Genomic DNA, 16,939 nt, shown 5'->3' with positions numbered 1-16,939 from the left:
AAATTGGCATTAGAACTGTCGGGTGTTTATCTCGCCCATGTACACGAATCGACGATTTCAGCGGGCGTGGCTGTACTCTCTTTTCGGGTCCTCGGCTCTGGCATTCCGGGCTTTCTCGGTTCGTTTCGGGATCGGGTCAGTCTAGCTACACGACGGCGCTCAGTCAACTGTGGGGGCAAACCTCGGAGCGATGATGTCCATAGCGGTGTCACTCCTCCCATTCGCTGGGCCCGATGCCGAGTTGCAGTACGATGGGTCGGTACGCAAAGACGACGGCGGCGATGATCACTAATTCGACCCAGAACCCGATATCACCCACGACGGCGCGAACGGTCGCGAGGACGAGAAAGACGAGCAGAAACATCGCAATGTAGTGTGGTACGAGCGCTTTCAGCCGGTCTGTGTCCATGTTTCACATACGGGGCCCACCTCTCAAAGCCTTTCCCTGGCGCTGCTGTCCCATCTCAGGCGGCCCGGACAGCGAGCGAGGCGACGAACGCATCACCGGCGCGCAACGAGCCGCAGCCGTCGAAAGACGAGCGCTGCTTGTCCCCGCCGCCAGTCGATGGCCGTCCGCGAGCAACTGGGGCGAGAGAACTACTGACGCCGCCGTTCAGGATTCTCCGTGGGCGGCCGATTCGGGGACTCGTCCTTCGAGGCCTCCGGCGACAGCAATTGGCCTGACGGTACTGTGTTCGTGGTACAGCCGCTCGGCCTCTGGCCGTCGACGAGCGCCTCGAATGCGACGGGATTCTTCCGGATCGATTTCGTGTACTGGACCATCCGGCCGTCGTACTCCTCCGAGGCGTCTTTCGATACCCACAGTCACCGAGTACCGCGTCGTTGTCGTCGCGCAGCGAATGAAAAGTCGTCGCTATTGACGGACGAGATTCGTCGCGCGAGGTCCCTTTTCGGATGATTCGATGTCGAACTCGACCTCCTGACCTTCTTCGAGGTCTGGGCCGCCGACGTCTTCCATGTGGAAGAACACGTCTTCGTCGTCGTCTACGCTGTCGTCATCAGTCGAAATGAACCCGTATCCGCCCGTGTCGTTGAAGAAGTCAACTTTGCCGGTTGCCATTACAACTACACGTGATTCCGGCTAGGGTATACCACTTCCGTGAATCGTGGTACCACGACCCCTGGTACGGTACGATGCAACTGTGGTCTCTATCTGCCCGGACGCGCATCCGCTCAGCGTGCGGTTCTGTCGGGAGAGACTTCGCGAGAGGGCAGCAGCCAGCACCAACGACGGGTGGGCCGCTCTCGGTCGCAGCCACAGTGAATCCGTCAGGATCCGGGGACAAGTATTTATCATGTGGTCACATGGGACACGATGCATCGCCATGAAATCGTGCCACAGCTGTCAGACGGTCATCGACGAGTACATCTTACAGAAACAACTCGAACCCCTGCGCGACCTCACAGTTGACGAGTTCAACGTCTGTGCGGACTGCACGACGATCGTTGCGGATGCATGCGTGGAGTGCAGCGGTGCGGTGTACGTCCCTCGAAGCGAATCTGTTACCCCCGACTATTGCCCCGCGTGTCGTTCCGACCTCATCGACCGCACTGGTCACGACCCCGGTTGGAACTGCGACCGCACCTCTACCTGAGCGGCACCCCACCGCTCAACGAGCGTTTTGGCTGGTACTGCCATTCAATAGGGAAGCTACTGAGCGGGTGGTACAGACCCGCCGTCGAGCGACGAACTGGCTACCCGACGTACGAGCGGTCGGCCCGTATGCAGAGACGATCGACTGTCGACGAGATCATCGAAAACAGCGGCGACCTCCCCGACGGGCCGCACGTCCAGGACGCCGAGACGATGCGGGCGGCAGTCGAAAAGACCGGACCGCTGGAGCGACGCCTCCGAACGCTGTTCGACAATCTCGACCGCCAAGTCACGGAGTCCGACGCCCCAACGGGGGACAAACCGTGACTGATCCCGGGAACGAGCGGTTTCAACGTTCGGCCTCGGCGTCGGCTCGATTGTATAGCCGGGCGCTCGAACCGTTGGTCGGCGGGGTGAACTCCCCGGTCCGGGCCGACCCGCAGCCGCATCCGGCGTTCGTCGACCACGGGGAGGGCGCTCACCTCGTTGATGTCGACGGCAACCGATATCTCGACTACGTAATGGGGTATGGGCCGCTGTTACTCGGCCACGAGCTACCGGAGGCGGTTCAGTCGGCTATCGCAGCGGCTGTCTCGGACGGTCCGATGTACGGTGCCCCGACTGAGCTGGAGGTCGAACTCGCAGAGTTCGTGATCACCCACGTCGACAGCGTCGAGACGCTCCGATTCGTCAACTCCGGAACCGAGGCCACCGCCGCCGCGGTCCGACTCGCCCGAGGGTACACGGACCGAGACAAGGTTGTCGTGATGCAGGGCGGCTACCACGGCGGTCACGAGTCGTTCTGCGTTGAGGGCGACATCGACGAGCGCACGCCGAGGGCTACCCTGGAGAGCGGTACTACGCCGGCTGCGAGCACGCCGACACGCTGGAGCAACTAGCGATCGACCGGGCCCACGAACTCTGGGGTGCCGACCACGTCACTGTCCAGCCGCACTCGGGTACGCAGGCGAACCAGGCAGTGTACCTGGCGACGTTAGAGCCGGGCGACCGAATTCTCTCGCTCGAACTCAGTCACGGCGGGCACCTCAGCCACGGCCACCCGGCGAACTTCACTGGGCAGCGCTACGAGATCGAGCAGTACCACGTCGACGCGGAGACTGGCTACATCGACTACGCGGAACTGGACGAGAAGGCCGCCCGTTTCGACCCGGATATGGTCGTCTCCGGTTCGTCGGCGTACCCACGGCACATCGACTATGAACGGATCCAAGCCGCCGCCGACGCAACAGACGCGCTACACCTCGCCGACGTCGCACACACGACCGGGTTGATCGCTGCCGGCGAACATCCTTCGCCAGTAGGAGTTGCTGACTTCGTCACGGGGTCGACCCAGAAGACGATTCGGGCCGGTCGGGGTGGGATCATCATGTGCCGCGAGGAGTGGGCTGACGACATTGACACGGCGGTGTTTCCGGGTGCCCAGGGCGGGCCGTTGATGCACAACATCGCGGGGAAGGCCGTCGGCTTCGGTGAGGCGCTGGAGCCCGCGTTCGAAGCGTATGCTGCCGATGTCGTCCGAAACGCCGAGGTGCTGGCCGACCGGTTCCGGGAACACGGCCTCTCGCTGGTCTCCGGCGGGACGGACAAGCACCTCGTCTTGGTCGACCTCCGCGAGTCCCATCCCGACGTGACCGGCGCGGATGCGCAGGACGCCCTCGAGCAGGCAGGGATTATCCTGAACAAGAACACCGTGCCGGGCGAGACGCGATCGCCGTTCGTCGCCAGCGGTATTCGCGTTGGGACCCCTGCGCTCACGACCCGTGGTTTTGGATCGGAGGCCATCGAAACCGTTGCCGACGCCATCGTTCGGGTGCTTGACTCACCCGAGGCTGATGCCACGTTCGAGACAGTCGCCGGGGAAGTTCGGACACTTTGTGAGCAGTTTCCGGTGTACGATGATTCGGACGACCTCAACGGTGACGATGACTGAAGCGGAGATCCGCTCGATCCAAGTCGGAACGCCGGAGACCTACGGAACACACGACGCCGAGGACCCGATGGACAGGCCGTGGGAGACTGCGTTCTACAAGCAGCCGGTTGAGGGCGAAGTGTTTCTCGGCGAGACGAACCTCCACGGCGACCAGCAAGCCGATCTGCGACACCACGGTGGTCCGGAGAAGGCCGTCTGCGTCTATCCAGTCGAACACTACTCCTACTGGGACGAGGAGTTGGGGCTAGAACTTGGTCCAGCGGCGTTTGGCGAGAACTTCACCATCGAGGGCCTCACCGAGCGTGAGGCGTGTATTGGTGATCTCTTCGAGGTGGGTGACGCGGCTGTCCAGGTAACCCAGCCCCGGTCACCTTGTTGGAAGCTGGCCCGGCGATGGCGTGTTCCAGACCTCGCAATTCAATTCGAGCAAACAGGGTACACAGGCTGGTATTTGAGAGTGATTGAGACTGGGCGTGTGGCGCCCGGACAGCAGATGAAGCTCGTAGAGCGACCACGCCCAGACTGGTCAGTTTCTCGGGCGACAAAGGTTCGATACCGAATGCCTGAGGACCGGAAGCTGGCAAGGGAATTGGCCAATATCGAACCACTTGGGGAAAGCTGGACAGCGACGCTCGCGGACCGAGCAGAAACAGGTACTCAGCCTGAGTCTACCCCACGGGTGTACGGACCGAATCTTCCCTAAGCGTGTCTACCAGTCGCTCTCGAATCTCGGGGTGAACTCCCTCGTTCCCCACACGGATCAACAGCACTGAGCGCGAGGTCATCGAGACGATGGATGCCGGACAAGGAGTGGCGGTTGAATCGGCGTCCGTTCACGTCGAATCGGGAGATCATTCGATGCAGTTCCTGTACGTGCCGTCGACGAGTGGCGAGGGGACGACCGTCTTCGCGACGAACCTCCGAGTCGGCCCAGAGGAAGCCAAGTCTTTCTGTCGGCGCTATAGTTGCCGCTGGCAGATCGAAAACGAATACAAGTCGATCAAGGGTGATTCTCGCGAAGACATCCTCAAAGGACTACCGCGTGCGGCTGTTCTACTTCGTGTTCGCCGTGCTGCTGTACAACATCTGGTGGCTCACCGACTTTCTGTTGAAAGCTGGCGTTGACGGCTCGATGACCTACGCGCCTGTGCTGACCGCGGGTGAGTGTGTCGAGATCGTCGCGTCGGCATTGATACCGCCTGACTGAGCGACCGATCTCCACCGGGTTCGCCGACTGGGAGTGGCAACACTCTCAAGGAGCACCAAAATCCGCGCAATATCCGATACTCACTCGGTTATTTCGTCCAGGATGGGGAAGAATCGAGCACTTCGTTAGGAGATAGACCACGAACCGGCGGAAATTCGCCTCGGAACTGGCCTATACTCCGAACTAGGGAACGTCCACAACCTCGGAGGATGCGTTAATTTGGCTCAGTTATCGGCTTGGTTGGGGAATTTCTAGCCAGCATTCACATCATTTCGAAGAAGGTCCCGTTATCACTGACACATATGTGAGGAACTCGGCTAGGTTCGACGGGCGTGAGGGAGCGTTGCCACTCGAAGGCCTCGTTCTCAGCACGACGTGAGCCGGTCAGTCGGGCGGGATCAACGCCGACGCAATCAACTCCACACACTCGCCCGCTGTCAGTACCGGTGCGTAGTCCATCTCGGCATCGACGTCTGCCTTCAATGTCTGCAACTCAAAGAAGCGTGTGTCTTCGTACGTCGCGTTCTTTGCGCGTCCAGAGTCGAATGAGTTGAAGCCGTGATCGCGGGCGAGTCTCGTCGTCCGATAAATTTCAGTGTCCGTGAACGAATCCGTCGAATCGCTTGCGCCACGTCGGTGAGAGTACTGGTTTGTCGGGGATGCGGTCAAGGCCGAATGGCCCTGCGAGATCGGGACGTTGTGTGAGGGCTCGATAGCTTAGCCCTGTCACCTCACGGTAGATGAAGAGTTTGAGCATTCCGTGGAACGAGGGTGCTGGATGCCAGTTGGGGTAGCCATCGGTGAGTTTGTCGAATGGGCCATCCACAGACTGGAGGGCTTCGTGGAGTGAGCGCTGTCGGCGGAGATGGCTACGGAGTTCAATTCCGACAATATATGCATCGGTCAGGCGACCCGCTCGAATACCCATCTACCCTCCCGTCATTGGCGAGGGGTAGTCGGTGTTACTGTTTGAATGACGCACTAGTTGTAAATCGACCTAAACAACACCTCGTGAAGGAGTCGGTTAAGGCTCACCAACCCTATTTAGGCACTTCACCTAGTCACACATCTGCTGTGTTGACCACAAAGAGGGGATCACGCCGGTCCACGTACTCTCCTTCGTTCACGTGATCGAATAGTTCGACATCCCGAATCGTTACCGCTCCAGCAAAGAGGTCCAGCAGATACGTCCGATACTTCGACACGCTCTCATCAGGATGTATCGGCTCTGCCTTTGAGAGATACATCGTCCCCGGCGGTTCGTAAAAGAGAAGACTCGTCTTCTGCCCGATGATCTTCAGCATGCGCGTCGCTTCTTCCACCCCATATGCCCCGACCCAGTGATGTTGGATCGTTAGTAGAAATGTGATGTCAGTCGATGGGAGCTCAGAAACGTTTTCTGGTGTAAGACGCTGTAGCTGAAGCTGAATGTTTTCGTTCGCTCCGAACTCCGCCTCCGCATGGCTGTACCGATCCTCGTCCATCTCGATCCCCGTTACCTCTAGTCCGTACTCAGTAGCGGCGTGTGTGAAGTACCCTTCTGCACAACCAATGTCCAGAGCGCTTCGGTGGTGGTCTTCAAGATACCGTTGAATGAACGACCACCGCTCCTCGTTGTCGGCCCGTAGAGAACAGTATGGCTTGTCTGGCTTCCCGTCGTCGTTGTTGTTCATTGTTTACTTATTGAATAGCGGTAAGGCGTTCGTTCATCTCTGCTTCGATCCACGTCGCTACTTCTTCAGGTGAGTCATCGGAGAACTCGACAACTTTGTCGAAGAATCCAGCCGTTCCGAGGAACCGAACTGCATCATAGATTGGCTTGCGATCGTCCAGCCCGTCTGGTAAGGACCCAGCACGTTGCCGGTAGCCGCCGTAGAGTGCGGTCACCAGCTGGTCGTCGTTTCCGAGATCTCTCGACTCGAGTAACTGGCTCCGCGCTCTATGAAGTTCTCTGGCAGGGTCGCCGATATGTGTGATCTCCCAATCGACGAAGCCAAGCGTCGTTTCGCTGCGGAAGATGTTTGGCATGGCCGGGTCCCCGTGGACCAGTGTTGCTGGTGCGAGGTTGAGTCGCTCGTGATTCGCTTCGACAGCCTCGATTACTTCGTCATAGTACTTCTCGAAGCGATCGGACGACGCGATTTCCCGCATTCTCTCGATTCGCTCGACAAGGATTGTCGTCCACGATCCAGTTTCGAGGATCAAACCGTCTGCACCACCGTCCATGATATGACTATGTTGGTCGAACTCCTGGGAGTTAACGTCCGCAAGGGCGCTCCCGATTTGGCGGAGGACGGTCATTCGTTCAGTCTTGTCTAACTCTGCCCATTGAGGTGCGAGACTCCGCTCGCGCATAGGTGCTGTGACGAGGTACGGGGGGTGACCAGTGGTCTCGCTTGTTATCACCGATGGGACGGCCACGTTGCAGTGTGTCCCAACGTAGTCGATAACAGCACATTCCCGAGTGATTCGGGACCCATCACCATCTGCTGCGATCTTTAGAAACACCAATTGGCCGTCGGCGAACTCAACACGCACTGTCTCGTTCAGGTCGTTCCAAGACGGCCCTGCGGGAAGTACTTCCTCAATCTCTCGCTCAGGGAACGCGTTGGTGAGGGCTGCCGCGATGTCCTCACCTACGGTGTTGTCGTCCGTCATAGGTCCGCTCCGTACTGAATACGCTGGATATTGATAGTACTCTGGCCGGTAGTTTGGGTAGTCTGCTGTACCGCTGAATCGATCGAAGGTAGGCGTCTGTTCATATCAGTTGTTGACTTTGTGTGATCTGCTATGGTCGATAGCTTCAGGATGCTCTAAGAAGACGATTTGAGGTGGAGAGCTACTGTCCAGTGCAAATAGAGAATCCGAACGGCAGTACTGTGGCTCTGAACTGTCTGGATACTTTAGCCCAGTGTTCGAGGAACAGAAGTATCTACCCACGTTTCGGGTCTGTAATTCCTCGCGACCGCTGACTTTCGGCCAAGCTATGGATGCAGCACCGCTGTGTCGCCATCCTGGCTTTCTTTGAGGAACATCCGTCGTCTTTGGTGCCCACCGACACGCGAGAACCATCCCTTCTCCCTCACGTGGGGCGGCCTTCTGCTAAGTGAGCATCCTGTGAAGGATATAACGGAACAGCCACAAGTATTTTTGGTCCTCAATAGCTGCAGATGCGAATTCTGGCAACGATACGATTTGCATGATTCTCTACAGTTGATCCATGATCTCCCGCTCAGCAACAGATTCCTGATTTAATCGCATGAAATAAAGGCACACAACGATCCTATACTCGAACCTGTGGAACGGCAGATGTGGGGATTCTATATAGCGTGATGTGGTTTATCGAGGCTTATGCGTGATGGGCATTATTGACCGTTGAGCATACAGACTCACCTACGTCGGCATGGTCAACAGAACTATTTGTCTGCATACCATTCGCCTGAGCATGCCCAAATCCGGCGGTACAGATTCAATTTCGGACGAGGACTCGCCCTCCTGGACACTGCTCGGCGTCGACGGCCTCGAAGACGCCTACTGGGACGTGATCGCACCGGCGATGCAGGCCGACGGCATGGACCCAGAAACCGAGCGCCCCTCGCACGAGTGGCTGTCGAACAACGGGTATCGTGCCCTCATCTACGCGCTCCGCGAGTACCACGACCGTACGTTTGGCGAGTTCTGGGCTGACGACCTCGGCTTAGAAGAGGGTGGGTACGACTGGGATATCGGCCACGAGCCGACCGTTGATGCGCTTGAACGGTACTTGGACCGAAAGCAATCTCGACTGTCCTGGTCGGAGAGGTCCGTCCAAACTCACCGGTATCGGCTCGCTCGCTACGTGCGTGCGTACGAAGGAGTAAACGGAAGTGCCGATATTCTCTCGCCCGTCGATGCGAACTCCGACGTTGACGAATCGGTTGCTGTGGAAGAATGCTGGGATACGTTCGACGCCCTCGATAAGCGAATCTCGCGGACTTCCCTTGAGCGGATTTACAAGACCGTTTCAAAGTTCTACGAGATGTATGTCGACCGGCACGAGTTCGCTCTCAACCCTACTGATGGGCTGCATTACGACTGGTCAGACTCTCGCGACGGAGGCTCTACCCGTGACAACCCACCGCTGGACGCTGACCACGTCCGGGCGCTGGCCGACGCCGCCAAGGACACGCGCGAGCGCCTGCTCGTCGTCGCACTCTGTGCGTGGGGGCTCCGATCCAGCGAGGTTGCGGCACTCCACACTTCGCAACTCGTCCTCGACGACGACCACCCACGCATCGAGTTCACCGAACGGAAGAACGGCCCTGGGTCGGTCGCCCTCATCTACGGCGCTGACGTCGCTCGTGACCGCATCGCCGAGTTCGCCGACGGGGACTGGAACGGCTACCTGTTCCCGTCGTCCCGGTCGGCGAGCGGCCACCGGACGCGCGGGACGATACTGGACTGGTTCCACGACCTCGCCAAGCGGGCCGACCTCCCCGAGACGATCGGCGGCAGTCGACCGGTCCCCCAGATGGGTCGACGGTTCTGGTACGACCGCTACTCCGATACGGTCGAACAGCTCGTTGAGCATCAGATACAGGAGATCGCCGAAGAGCAAGGGTCGGCATCGGCCGACGTCGTCTGGGGCAACTATCTCTCCGAGGAACGGCGACGCGAGCTACGCCGGGAGTTCATGCGTGAGAAGCTATCGGCGGCGTTTGGCGGCGAGTGACAGAGTCCGACTACGAAAAGGACAATGGGGCCTCTGGCGGTTGAGTCTCTCAAATCATACCCGGACCACGCGTATACGACCGAATTTCAGTTCACAGGCTCGCCTGACCGCGGCCGATACCGAGCAGATATTGAAGGAACCCGAGACGGTTCCGCTGTTCGAACATCTTGAATACGAGTGCTTTTTGGATTACGTCGTGTTCGCCCCCACTTCGGAGTGGCGGGACACGAGGACTCAGCGCAGGTAGTGGTAGCTCGCGCCGAGGACCAGCCCGAACACGAGGTGCGTGAGCAGACCCATCAGTGCGAGATTCGGAAGCGGCGGCGGACTGGGAAAGCCGACGGCTGACAGCCACAGTGGCATGGCAACGCCGGCGGCGACGACCCAGAGGAGCACGCCGTACGCGAGACCGAGTCCGACGACGCCGCCCGGCGACTCCGCAACGGCTGCCAGTCTGGGTTGTGTCAACGCCGCGACGAAGACGACGCCGAACACAGCGCTGATCGACATGTGGACGACCCAGCCAGCGACCCCACCGGACAGGCCGACGAGCGCTGGAATCGCGTTCTCGATAACGGGCGGCATCAGCAGCGAAAACAGCACACCCATCACCAGTCCGCCGATCAATCCCGCTTCTACACCGTGTTGCCACGACGGAGTGTCCCGTACAGCTCCGGTCCGTTCGAAGCCTTGCGTTTCCTGTTGTGCTTCTTGTGCCATTCCAAACTAGAGGCGTTCGACTGGCATAAGGCGTGCAGACCGTTCAGGAAACCCGTCTCGGCATGGCTCGCGTTACCGGTTCGATCTCGCCATCGAACTACCGGATGCATCTCGTTACTCCACCTGCCACGGATGCCGGAACGCGACCCTTCCTCGCGGTAAGTTCAGCGTCCACTGAGGGGCGTACGCAACACGTCTTCATTTGTACCGAGATCGGGGGCGTGTCCTCACCCTCATGTGTCGGCTCGTGATTCGAGGAATTCGCGGGCTCGTTGATCGCCCAGAGTTCGAAGTTCGTCGAGGAATGCGGGATCGCGGTCGACCTTCGTCGAACAGTGGAACCGCTTGCCCATCTGGATGCGGTGGATGCTCGTCTGCTGGAACTTGTCGGCAGGAAGCGTTCCGTCCTCGACCCAGCCATTGAGCCGTTCGATGAACCCGAGCTCCTGGTTGAGAGAGATATTTCCCGACAGTTCGTTGCGCCGGTCGGCGATGACGTCCAGCGTCTCGGGTTCACCCTCGAACTCCTGGGAATTGATCTGTACGATCCACAGCTCCTCGGGTTTCCGATCGGGCGGGAGCCACATCAGGTCCCTCACCGGTGGATTCTGTGAAAACAGTCCGTCCCAATGGAGATGCCCGTGGATCTCGACAGCTTCGAAGAGATTTGGAACGGCCGCCGACGCGAGTATGGCGTCGGCGGTCACTTCGTCATTAATGAACGTCTCGAAGACGCCGGCGTTAATATCTACGGTCCCGACGACGAGTTCCGGCACCTGTCTATCACAGAGGCCCGGGATCGCGTCGAAGTCGATGTATCGTTCGAGCACCTCTCTGATACGTTGTTTCCCGACCTCTGGTCCAAGAACCTGATACGGACTGATCGATGGGAGCGGGAAGCCGGCACTCTCCATACGCGAGAGCGCCGTCACCAGGGAGTTCATCCAGCGGTCCTGAACTCCGTCGGCCGCTAGGTCCGTCCAGAGCCCGTCGAGGATCGTACGGGCCCGTTCGGCATCGCCAGTGACGAGCCCGTACCACGTGCCGAGAGCGTTGAACGCCCCACCGGACGTGCCGCTGATACCGACGAGTTCGTAGTCGTCGCCCCACTCGTCGAGAAGCGTCCGGAGAACACCCGCCGTGAATGCGGTATGGCTCCCGCCGCCCTGGCAAGCGATGGCGATACGAGTCGGGGTATCTGAGTTAGAGTCCTGCCGATCCGTGTCCACCGCTTCATCGTGTTCACTCATAGGTCGTGGTGTAGCCGCCGTCCCACAGCAGGTCGCCACCGTTGAGGTGTTTGCCGTGACCCGAGAAACCGAACACGAAGAGGTTCGCCACCTCGACAGGCGTCATCATCTCCTTCGTGCGGGCCTGTCCGAGCATCACATCCTCGACAACTGCTTGCTTGGAGATGCCACGCTCTTCGGCGGTGTCCTCGATCTGGTTCACCATCAGCGGCGTGAGGACGTACCCGACGCTGACCGAGAATCCCCGAAGCGTTCCCTCGCCCTCGGCAGCGATCGACCGCGTGAGCCCGTTGAGGCCGTGCTTGGCAGTGATATACGCGGGTTTGTCCTGGGTCGCGTAGTGGCCGTGGACCGAAGACATGTTGCCGATCGCGCCGACCCCGTCGTCGGTGTCCCGTATGTGGGGCATGGAGAGCTTAGCGGTCAGGAACGGGGCCCGAAGCATGATGTCCAGGAGGAGGTCGTACTTCTCCATCGGGAATTCGGGGATCGAGGCGATGTGTTGCATCCCGGCGATGTTCGCCACGTACCGCAGCTCTCCGTGGTCGGCTGCAGTATCGATCATGGACTCGACGTCTTCGTCGTCGGTGAGGTCAGTCAGAACGGGATGGATCGTGCCAGGTGCATCGAGTTCGTCGGCGAGATCGACGGTTTCTCCAAGACCGTCTTCGTCGATGTCCGCCCCGACGACGGAGAGTCCATTAGCCGCCAGTGCAACTGCCGTCGTTTGACCGATTCCAGAGGCGGCGCCCGTGACGACCGCGACAGTGTTTGGGCCGAAGTGGGGGTCATCCAGCACGAGGAGATCGTCGGCGGTTACCTCCGGTTCTGAGAGGGCGAACGTATTGGTAGACATACTCATGCAGGGGTACGTTGGCAGCGCGTAAAGAGGTGCGCCGAGCGTGTAACGCAGGAGCAACGCCAGTTGGTCTTCCCCCGAATTAACAAGTTATGCGCCCCTACGGGAGGAATCCGCTCGCGAGCACGATCACGCCGACGATGGCGAAGACGACGACGTCGAGATCGGGGTCGTCGCGCTTCGCTTTACTAGCTGCAGACATCCCAGCAGCGTCCCCGCCAACAACGACGAAAGTGGACATGTGACGCTGTTTCAGTGCCGGAAGTCCGTGCAATCGAACCGAACTGCCGGGGGAGCTTCTTTGTCGTCGGTGTCGTCGAAATAGATATGGCCGACTTCGACGTCCTCGTGATCGGCGGCGGAACGGGCAACAACGTGGCTTCGGCGGCAGCCGACGCCGGACTAGAGACGGCACTCGTCGAACCGGGTCCACTCGGTGGGACGTGTCTCAATCGAGGATGCAACCCCTCGAAGATGCTTATCCAAGCCGCCAACGCGATCAATCACGTCCGCGACGCCGAGCAGTTCCACGTCGACGCCACACTCGATGGCGTCGACCACGCCGCAGTCGTGGACGAGATGGACGACTTGCTCGGCGGAATCGCGGAGGACATGGAGGCGCGCTACCGCGAGAAGGAGAACCTCACGCTGTTCAAAGAACGCACGGAGTTCGTTGACGAGCGGACCGTCCGTCTCGGCGGCGAGGCCGTCACGGCCGAGAAGGTGGTCGTCGCAGCTGGGAGCCGCCCCATCGTTCCACCGATCGACGGTCTCGAAGACGTGGACTACCTCACGAGTCAAGACGCCTTGTACCTCCGAGCGACGCCCGAGAGCCTCGTTATTCTCGGGGGAGGATACATCGCTGTCGAGCTGGGATACTTTTTCGACGCGATGGGCACGGACGTGACCATCGTCGAGATGATGGACTCGCTGGTCCACCGGGAGGACGGCGACGTCGCCGAGGCGTTCACCGACATCGCGGCCGACCGCCACGACGTGTACACCGGTCACCGGGTGACGGCCGTCGAGGAAACGGGCGAGGGATATGCCGTCCACGCCGAAACCGAGACCAGCGACGAGACCACCGTCGAGGGGAGCGAGGTACTGGTTGCACTCGGACGCCGACCCAATAGCGACACGCTCAACCTCGAGACTGCGGGCATCGACGTCGACGATCGAGGCTTCGTCGAGACGAACGAGTACCTGCAGACCACCGCCGAGAACGTCTGGGCGCAGGGCGACATCGCGGGCAACGCCCTGTTCAAGCACTCCGGGGACTACGAGACCCGCCACACGGTCGCGAACGTCGTCCACGAGGAGTCGCGAGCCATCGACCTCTCAGCGATGCCCCACACGATCTTCACCGAACCACAAATGGCCGGTGTCGGGGCGACCGAGGAGGAACTCACAGACGAGGACACTGAGTACGTCGTCGGGCGGGCCGACTACGTGGACTCGGCGATGGGCCGCGCGAAGAAGCTCGACCACGGCTTCGTGAAGGTTCTCGCCGCCCCTGACGGCGAGATCCTGGGTGCCCACGCCATCGGGTACGAGGCCTCGACGCTATTGCACGAGGCCGTCCTCGCCATGCGGACGGGAGTCACCGTCGACGACGTCGCCGGAACGATTCACGCCCACCCGACGCTGAGCAAGGTTGTTGAGGCGGCCTTCCGCGACGTGTCAAACTGACCGATACGCGTAATCGGGTGCCTACAACCCTGCTCTTCCGCGAACCGCGTCCTGACGTGACTGGAAGTCCGCGAGTCTCGGTTGTACGCCGCACCTGTCCCGACGCGATGAGGCCCGCGTCGTCTGTCGAATGCAGTGCGCAGGACCACTCTCTACTTGTTCGTTGTCGTGGCTGAGTCTCGGTGGCTGGTCTTCGATGAAAGCCGACGGCCGAAGTTCGCAGACGGATCGCCCGAATTCGGGAGGTTGGCCTCGCTACAAAAGACATTGTGGTTGGCATTAGCTCTACGAAACCCCCCTCCTTTCCGGAACGAGCGTGTCAGAGAACGGTCTCAGGGGGTGGAAATCGTGTCCAGCGAGAACTACGTCCTGCGAGCTGTAGCTTCGGTCGACGACTGCGCAAATTCGCGGAGTACGAGGCGCGGTGTTTCGTGGGCTTATCACAGTTAGAGACAGGAACAGCAAAGAAACTCAGCGAGATGACCGAAGTTCCCCGGACACGAGTGGACGACGCGATCCGGGTGCTGGAAGCACAGGGCTTGGTCGAAAGTCACCATTCGAGTCCACAGCGATTCCGCGCGGTTTCTCTCGAAGAAGCGACCGAGACTTACGCGACCAGTACGAGGCCCGCGTTGAGCGACTTCACGACGCCCTCGACACAGTCGAAATCATCGATGAAGACGACGAGGCGCTGCTGACCGAGGACCTCGTCGCCACTCTCAACGAGGTAGGGAACGGCGTCGAGTTGTTCGTCGGTGCGGTAACGGAACCGCTGCAAGAGCAGATTCAAACGGCCGTCCCTGATGCCAAGACGTTCATCTCGGGCTTGGAGTGGTTACACGGCGAGGACGCCACCGAAGACGAGACTGCAATCGGCCGTCTGTTACTGATCGACCGCTCGACGATCCTCGTGAGTTCGATCATGCCAGAGACGAAAGACGAACAGGCGATTTCCGGCGAGGGATTCGGGAACGGTCTCGTCGTGATCGCCCGCCGACTCATGTCACAGGGGCTATTGACCCAGCGTGATCCCGCCTCGTGATACTATCGGCTGTCATCACGTGAAGACGTATTCGACCATCTCGGGATTTCTGGCCGCAAGCCGACCGGAATCAGACACCATCACTTCGAATAGGTATCGCCGACGGTATGAGTCCTGGGCGGTCGTCTGGTAGCTGCCCTGTCATCAGACGCCGCTGTCGATGACGTCGGGATCGCATTCGTCGCGGATTCGAGGGTCGATCGGGAGTAGCGTGAGGGACTCGCCATTCTCGACTGTGACGCAGGACTTGCTGTAGACGAACGTGAGACGGCCACCTGGTCGAGGGGTGCCGTCGTGCTGCGAATCGAACACGGTATCCAACGCATCGGGATCGAGTACTTCCGAGAGCGGCCGAAGAGACCGGGGATCACGGTACGGTGAATTTCGTAAAGTCGTCCTGCTGTGTGCGGTTCATAATATCAAGCAGTCGCCGAACCGCGAAACCCAGCTATATCTGGCGATTCACCACGGCCAACAACTTTCTACGAACGATCGAACAGAAAATATATATCTTGGTGCTGATCCATTATACTCATCTTGCAAAGAAAGGATTCCACCGCTTCTTACGCCCGAGCACGCTTGGTACTCATGCTCGGGATTTCTCTCGGTATTGCATATTTCATCTATCAGCTGACAGTCACTCCTAGTCGATTTGGAATCGATTTTGAGATATATCGTGCCGCCGCTGCGGACCTACACTCCGGTAAGGTGGTCTATGGTCGTTCTCCTGTCGGCGTCTCAAATCTCACATATCGATACCCAATTATATTATTGACCGTATTCTCCCCGTATCTTCTGGTTTCTCCTGGTATTGGTTTTGCTATCCATGTTGCTGGGACAATTCTTGTCAGCGTCTTCCTTGGACTCGCGATAGCGAAGGCAACCGAATCATACGGGGCACAATTGTCGAAATATGATTACACCTTGATCTGTGTGTTCATCATAATCAGTCCGATTGGAGCGCCCTCATTAGTAAATGGTAACATCAACCACCACATTGCTTTGGCGATGGGAATCGGACTAATATGGATGGAATACGGACGAGAACAACGTGCTGGAGTTTTTCTTGGATTAGCAGCGCTTCCAAAGGTGTTCCCCGCTGCTATTGGCATTTGGCTAGTCTGGCGGCGTAAGTGGTATACAATTTTAGTTGCTATACTCACCGGTATCGGGGCGCTTGTGGCTGGTATCGTACTCTTCGGTATAAATCGCACACAGAGATATTTCGTTGAGGAACTTCTCCCACGAGGTACTGCGAACGCTGTTTCAGGTGGCCTTTCACCGTCAAGTCTATACGTTACACTTCAACGGCCGCTTTCGATGATTTTCACCGATGCAAGCGGAACGACTTTGACAGTGTTCTCACTGATTATAGTCGCACCAGTAGTGGCCTACGCATATCTACAGAGTGAAGGTGTTGTTCAACGGTTGATTGCGCTCCTCTCGACGTTGTGCGGAATTTTGCTAGTCATTCCATCGTATACTATGTATTTCGTTCTCGTTTTTTATCCACTGATTCCGCTATTATATCTTCTCTCAGGATGGCCCAGTAGGATTTTCACTGGCGGTGTGATTTTCATGCAATTTACCTTGAAATTACATGATGCGATTATGCTGGTTCGCATGTTCAATTTACCGGTGGGTACTGAAACGCTGGCTGCTAGCCTTCGAACCTTCTATACGCTAGGCACGCCTGTCCTCTGGGGTACCGTCGCTGTTCTCATAGCTGGCATTTGGCAAATCCATTCACAGCAGTCTGAAAATTAACATAATGCGAGAGTTAACTGTCTCGTTCTGGCTACGTTGACCGTAGAGGGTGGCGTCCAGCCGAGCGTTCCACGCCTTATGCGGCGACGAAAATTCTCGGTGTTTGATGAACGGACATTGGTAACTGA

Annotated in this window: 13 protein-coding genes and 7 pseudogenes; 10 read left to right on the top strand and 10 right to left on the bottom strand. The window is 58.8% G+C overall.

Features of this window, described 5'->3' with window-relative positions:
* Nucleotides 1-208: 208 nt before the first annotated feature.
* Together IEY28_RS10100 and IEY28_RS10095 are read right to left on the bottom strand one after the other, a co-directional pair.
* A complete protein-coding gene (locus IEY28_RS10100) occupies nt 209-409 on the bottom strand; it encodes a hypothetical protein (protein WP_188996966.1) in 201 nt (66 codons plus the stop codon).
* 465 nt (nt 410-874) lie between these two features.
* On the bottom strand, nt 875-1,081 hold the full coding sequence (locus IEY28_RS10095) for a cold-shock protein (protein WP_188996964.1): 207 nt from the start codon (nt 1,079-1,081) through the stop codon (nt 875-877).
* Nucleotides 1,082-1,346: 265 nt separating this feature from the next.
* On the opposite strand from IEY28_RS10095, the gene IEY28_RS20620 reads away from it, so the two are divergent.
* The 6 genes and pseudogenes from IEY28_RS20620 to IEY28_RS20950 all read left to right on the top strand — a co-directional run.
* A complete protein-coding gene (locus IEY28_RS20620; RefSeq protein ID WP_166973374.1) occupies nt 1,347-1,616 on the top strand; it encodes a DUF7571 family protein in 270 nt (89 codons plus the stop codon).
* Nucleotides 1,617-1,744: 128 nt separating this feature from the next.
* Complete coding sequence (locus tag IEY28_RS10090) at nt 1,745-1,942, top strand: hypothetical protein (RefSeq protein WP_188996962.1); 198 nt, start codon at nt 1,745-1,747, stop codon at nt 1,940-1,942.
* Nucleotides 1,939-2,499: pseudogene (locus tag IEY28_RS10085) on the top strand (aminotransferase class III-fold pyridoxal phosphate-dependent enzyme); the annotation flags it as partial. The gene IEY28_RS10090 and the pseudogene IEY28_RS10085, both read left to right, overlap by 4 nt.
* A pseudogene (locus tag IEY28_RS10080) lies at nt 2,445-3,566 on the top strand (serine hydroxymethyltransferase); the annotation flags it as partial. The pseudogenes IEY28_RS10085 and IEY28_RS10080, both read left to right, overlap by 55 nt.
* A complete protein-coding gene (locus tag IEY28_RS10075) occupies nt 3,532-4,269 on the top strand; it encodes an MOSC domain-containing protein (RefSeq protein ID WP_229783104.1) in 738 nt (245 codons plus the stop codon). The pseudogene IEY28_RS10080 and the gene IEY28_RS10075, both read left to right, overlap by 35 nt.
* 4 nt (nt 4,270-4,273) lie before the next feature.
* Nucleotides 4,274-4,773, top strand: a pseudogene (locus tag IEY28_RS20950) (transposase); the annotation flags it as partial.
* Nucleotides 4,774-5,256: 483 nt separating this feature from the next.
* Here the strand turns inward: IEY28_RS20950 and IEY28_RS20945 are convergent.
* From IEY28_RS20945 to IEY28_RS10060, 3 genes and pseudogenes are all read right to left on the bottom strand, one after another.
* A pseudogene (locus tag IEY28_RS20945) lies at nt 5,257-5,701 on the bottom strand (transposase); the annotation flags it as partial.
* A 133-nt stretch (nt 5,702-5,834) separates the two neighbouring features.
* Nucleotides 5,835-6,446 (bottom strand): class I SAM-dependent methyltransferase, encoded by a 612-nt coding sequence (locus IEY28_RS10065; protein ID WP_188996960.1) that lies wholly within the window; start codon nt 6,444-6,446, stop codon nt 5,835-5,837.
* Between the two features lie 7 nt (nt 6,447-6,453).
* Nucleotides 6,454-7,431, bottom strand: a complete 978-nt coding sequence (locus tag IEY28_RS10060) for a phosphotransferase family protein (protein ID WP_188996958.1) — start codon at nt 7,429-7,431, stop codon at nt 6,454-6,456.
* 898 nt (nt 7,432-8,329) lie between these two features.
* Between IEY28_RS10060 and IEY28_RS10055 the strand changes: the two genes are divergently transcribed.
* On the top strand, nt 8,330-9,484 hold the full coding sequence (locus tag IEY28_RS10055; protein WP_229783103.1) for a tyrosine-type recombinase/integrase: 1,155 nt from the start codon (nt 8,330-8,332) through the stop codon (nt 9,482-9,484).
* A 234-nt stretch (nt 9,485-9,718) separates the two neighbouring features.
* Here the strand turns inward: IEY28_RS10055 and IEY28_RS10050 are convergent, their stop codons facing one another.
* The 3 genes from IEY28_RS10050 to IEY28_RS10040 all read right to left on the bottom strand — a co-directional run bounded on the left by IEY28_RS10050 (nt 9,719) and on the right by IEY28_RS10040 (nt 12,310).
* Nucleotides 9,719-10,204: a histidine kinase gene (locus tag IEY28_RS10050; RefSeq protein ID WP_188996954.1), complete on the bottom strand. Its 486-nt coding sequence runs from the start codon at nt 10,202-10,204 to the stop codon at nt 9,719-9,721.
* Between the two features lie 233 nt (nt 10,205-10,437).
* Nucleotides 10,438-11,454 carry a patatin-like phospholipase family protein gene (locus tag IEY28_RS10045; RefSeq protein WP_188996952.1) on the bottom strand — a complete coding sequence of 339 codons (1,017 nt, stop codon included), beginning with the start codon at nt 11,452-11,454 and terminating at the stop codon, nt 10,438-10,440.
* A complete protein-coding gene (locus tag IEY28_RS10040; protein WP_188996949.1) occupies nt 11,447-12,310 on the bottom strand; it encodes an SDR family oxidoreductase in 864 nt (287 codons plus the stop codon). The genes IEY28_RS10045 and IEY28_RS10040 overlap by 8 nt, the downstream gene beginning before the upstream one ends.
* 330 nt (nt 12,311-12,640) lie before the next feature.
* Here IEY28_RS10040 and IEY28_RS10035 point away from each other — a divergent pair, with 330 nt between their 5' ends.
* A complete protein-coding gene (locus IEY28_RS10035; RefSeq protein ID WP_188996947.1) occupies nt 12,641-14,002 on the top strand; it encodes a dihydrolipoyl dehydrogenase family protein in 1,362 nt (453 codons plus the stop codon).
* 395 nt (nt 14,003-14,397) lie between these two features.
* Nucleotides 14,398-15,044, top strand: a pseudogene (locus IEY28_RS10030) (TrmB family transcriptional regulator).
* Between the two features lie 144 nt (nt 15,045-15,188).
* Here the strand turns inward: IEY28_RS10030 and IEY28_RS20940 are convergent.
* Nucleotides 15,189-15,404, bottom strand: a pseudogene (locus tag IEY28_RS20940) (HalOD1 output domain-containing protein); the annotation flags it as partial.
* 228 nt (nt 15,405-15,632) lie between these two features.
* Here IEY28_RS20940 and IEY28_RS10020 point away from each other — a divergent pair.
* A complete protein-coding gene (locus IEY28_RS10020) occupies nt 15,633-16,811 on the top strand; it encodes a glycosyltransferase family 87 protein (RefSeq protein WP_229783129.1) in 1,179 nt (392 codons plus the stop codon).
* A 3-nt stretch (nt 16,812-16,814) separates the two neighbouring features.
* Here IEY28_RS10020 and IEY28_RS10015 read toward each other — a convergent pair.
* A pseudogene (locus tag IEY28_RS10015) lies at nt 16,815-16,925 on the bottom strand (IS5/IS1182 family transposase); the annotation flags it as partial.
* Nucleotides 16,926-16,939: the final 14 nt, after the last annotated feature.

It is taken from the genome of Haloarcula pellucida (assembly GCF_014647235.1).
In the GTDB taxonomy this organism is placed as follows: domain Archaea; phylum Halobacteriota; class Halobacteria; order Halobacteriales; family Haloarculaceae; genus Haloarcula; species Haloarcula pellucida.
The sequence above is the reverse complement of the archived record's forward strand: the minus strand, read 5'-3'. Positions and strand labels throughout refer to the sequence as shown.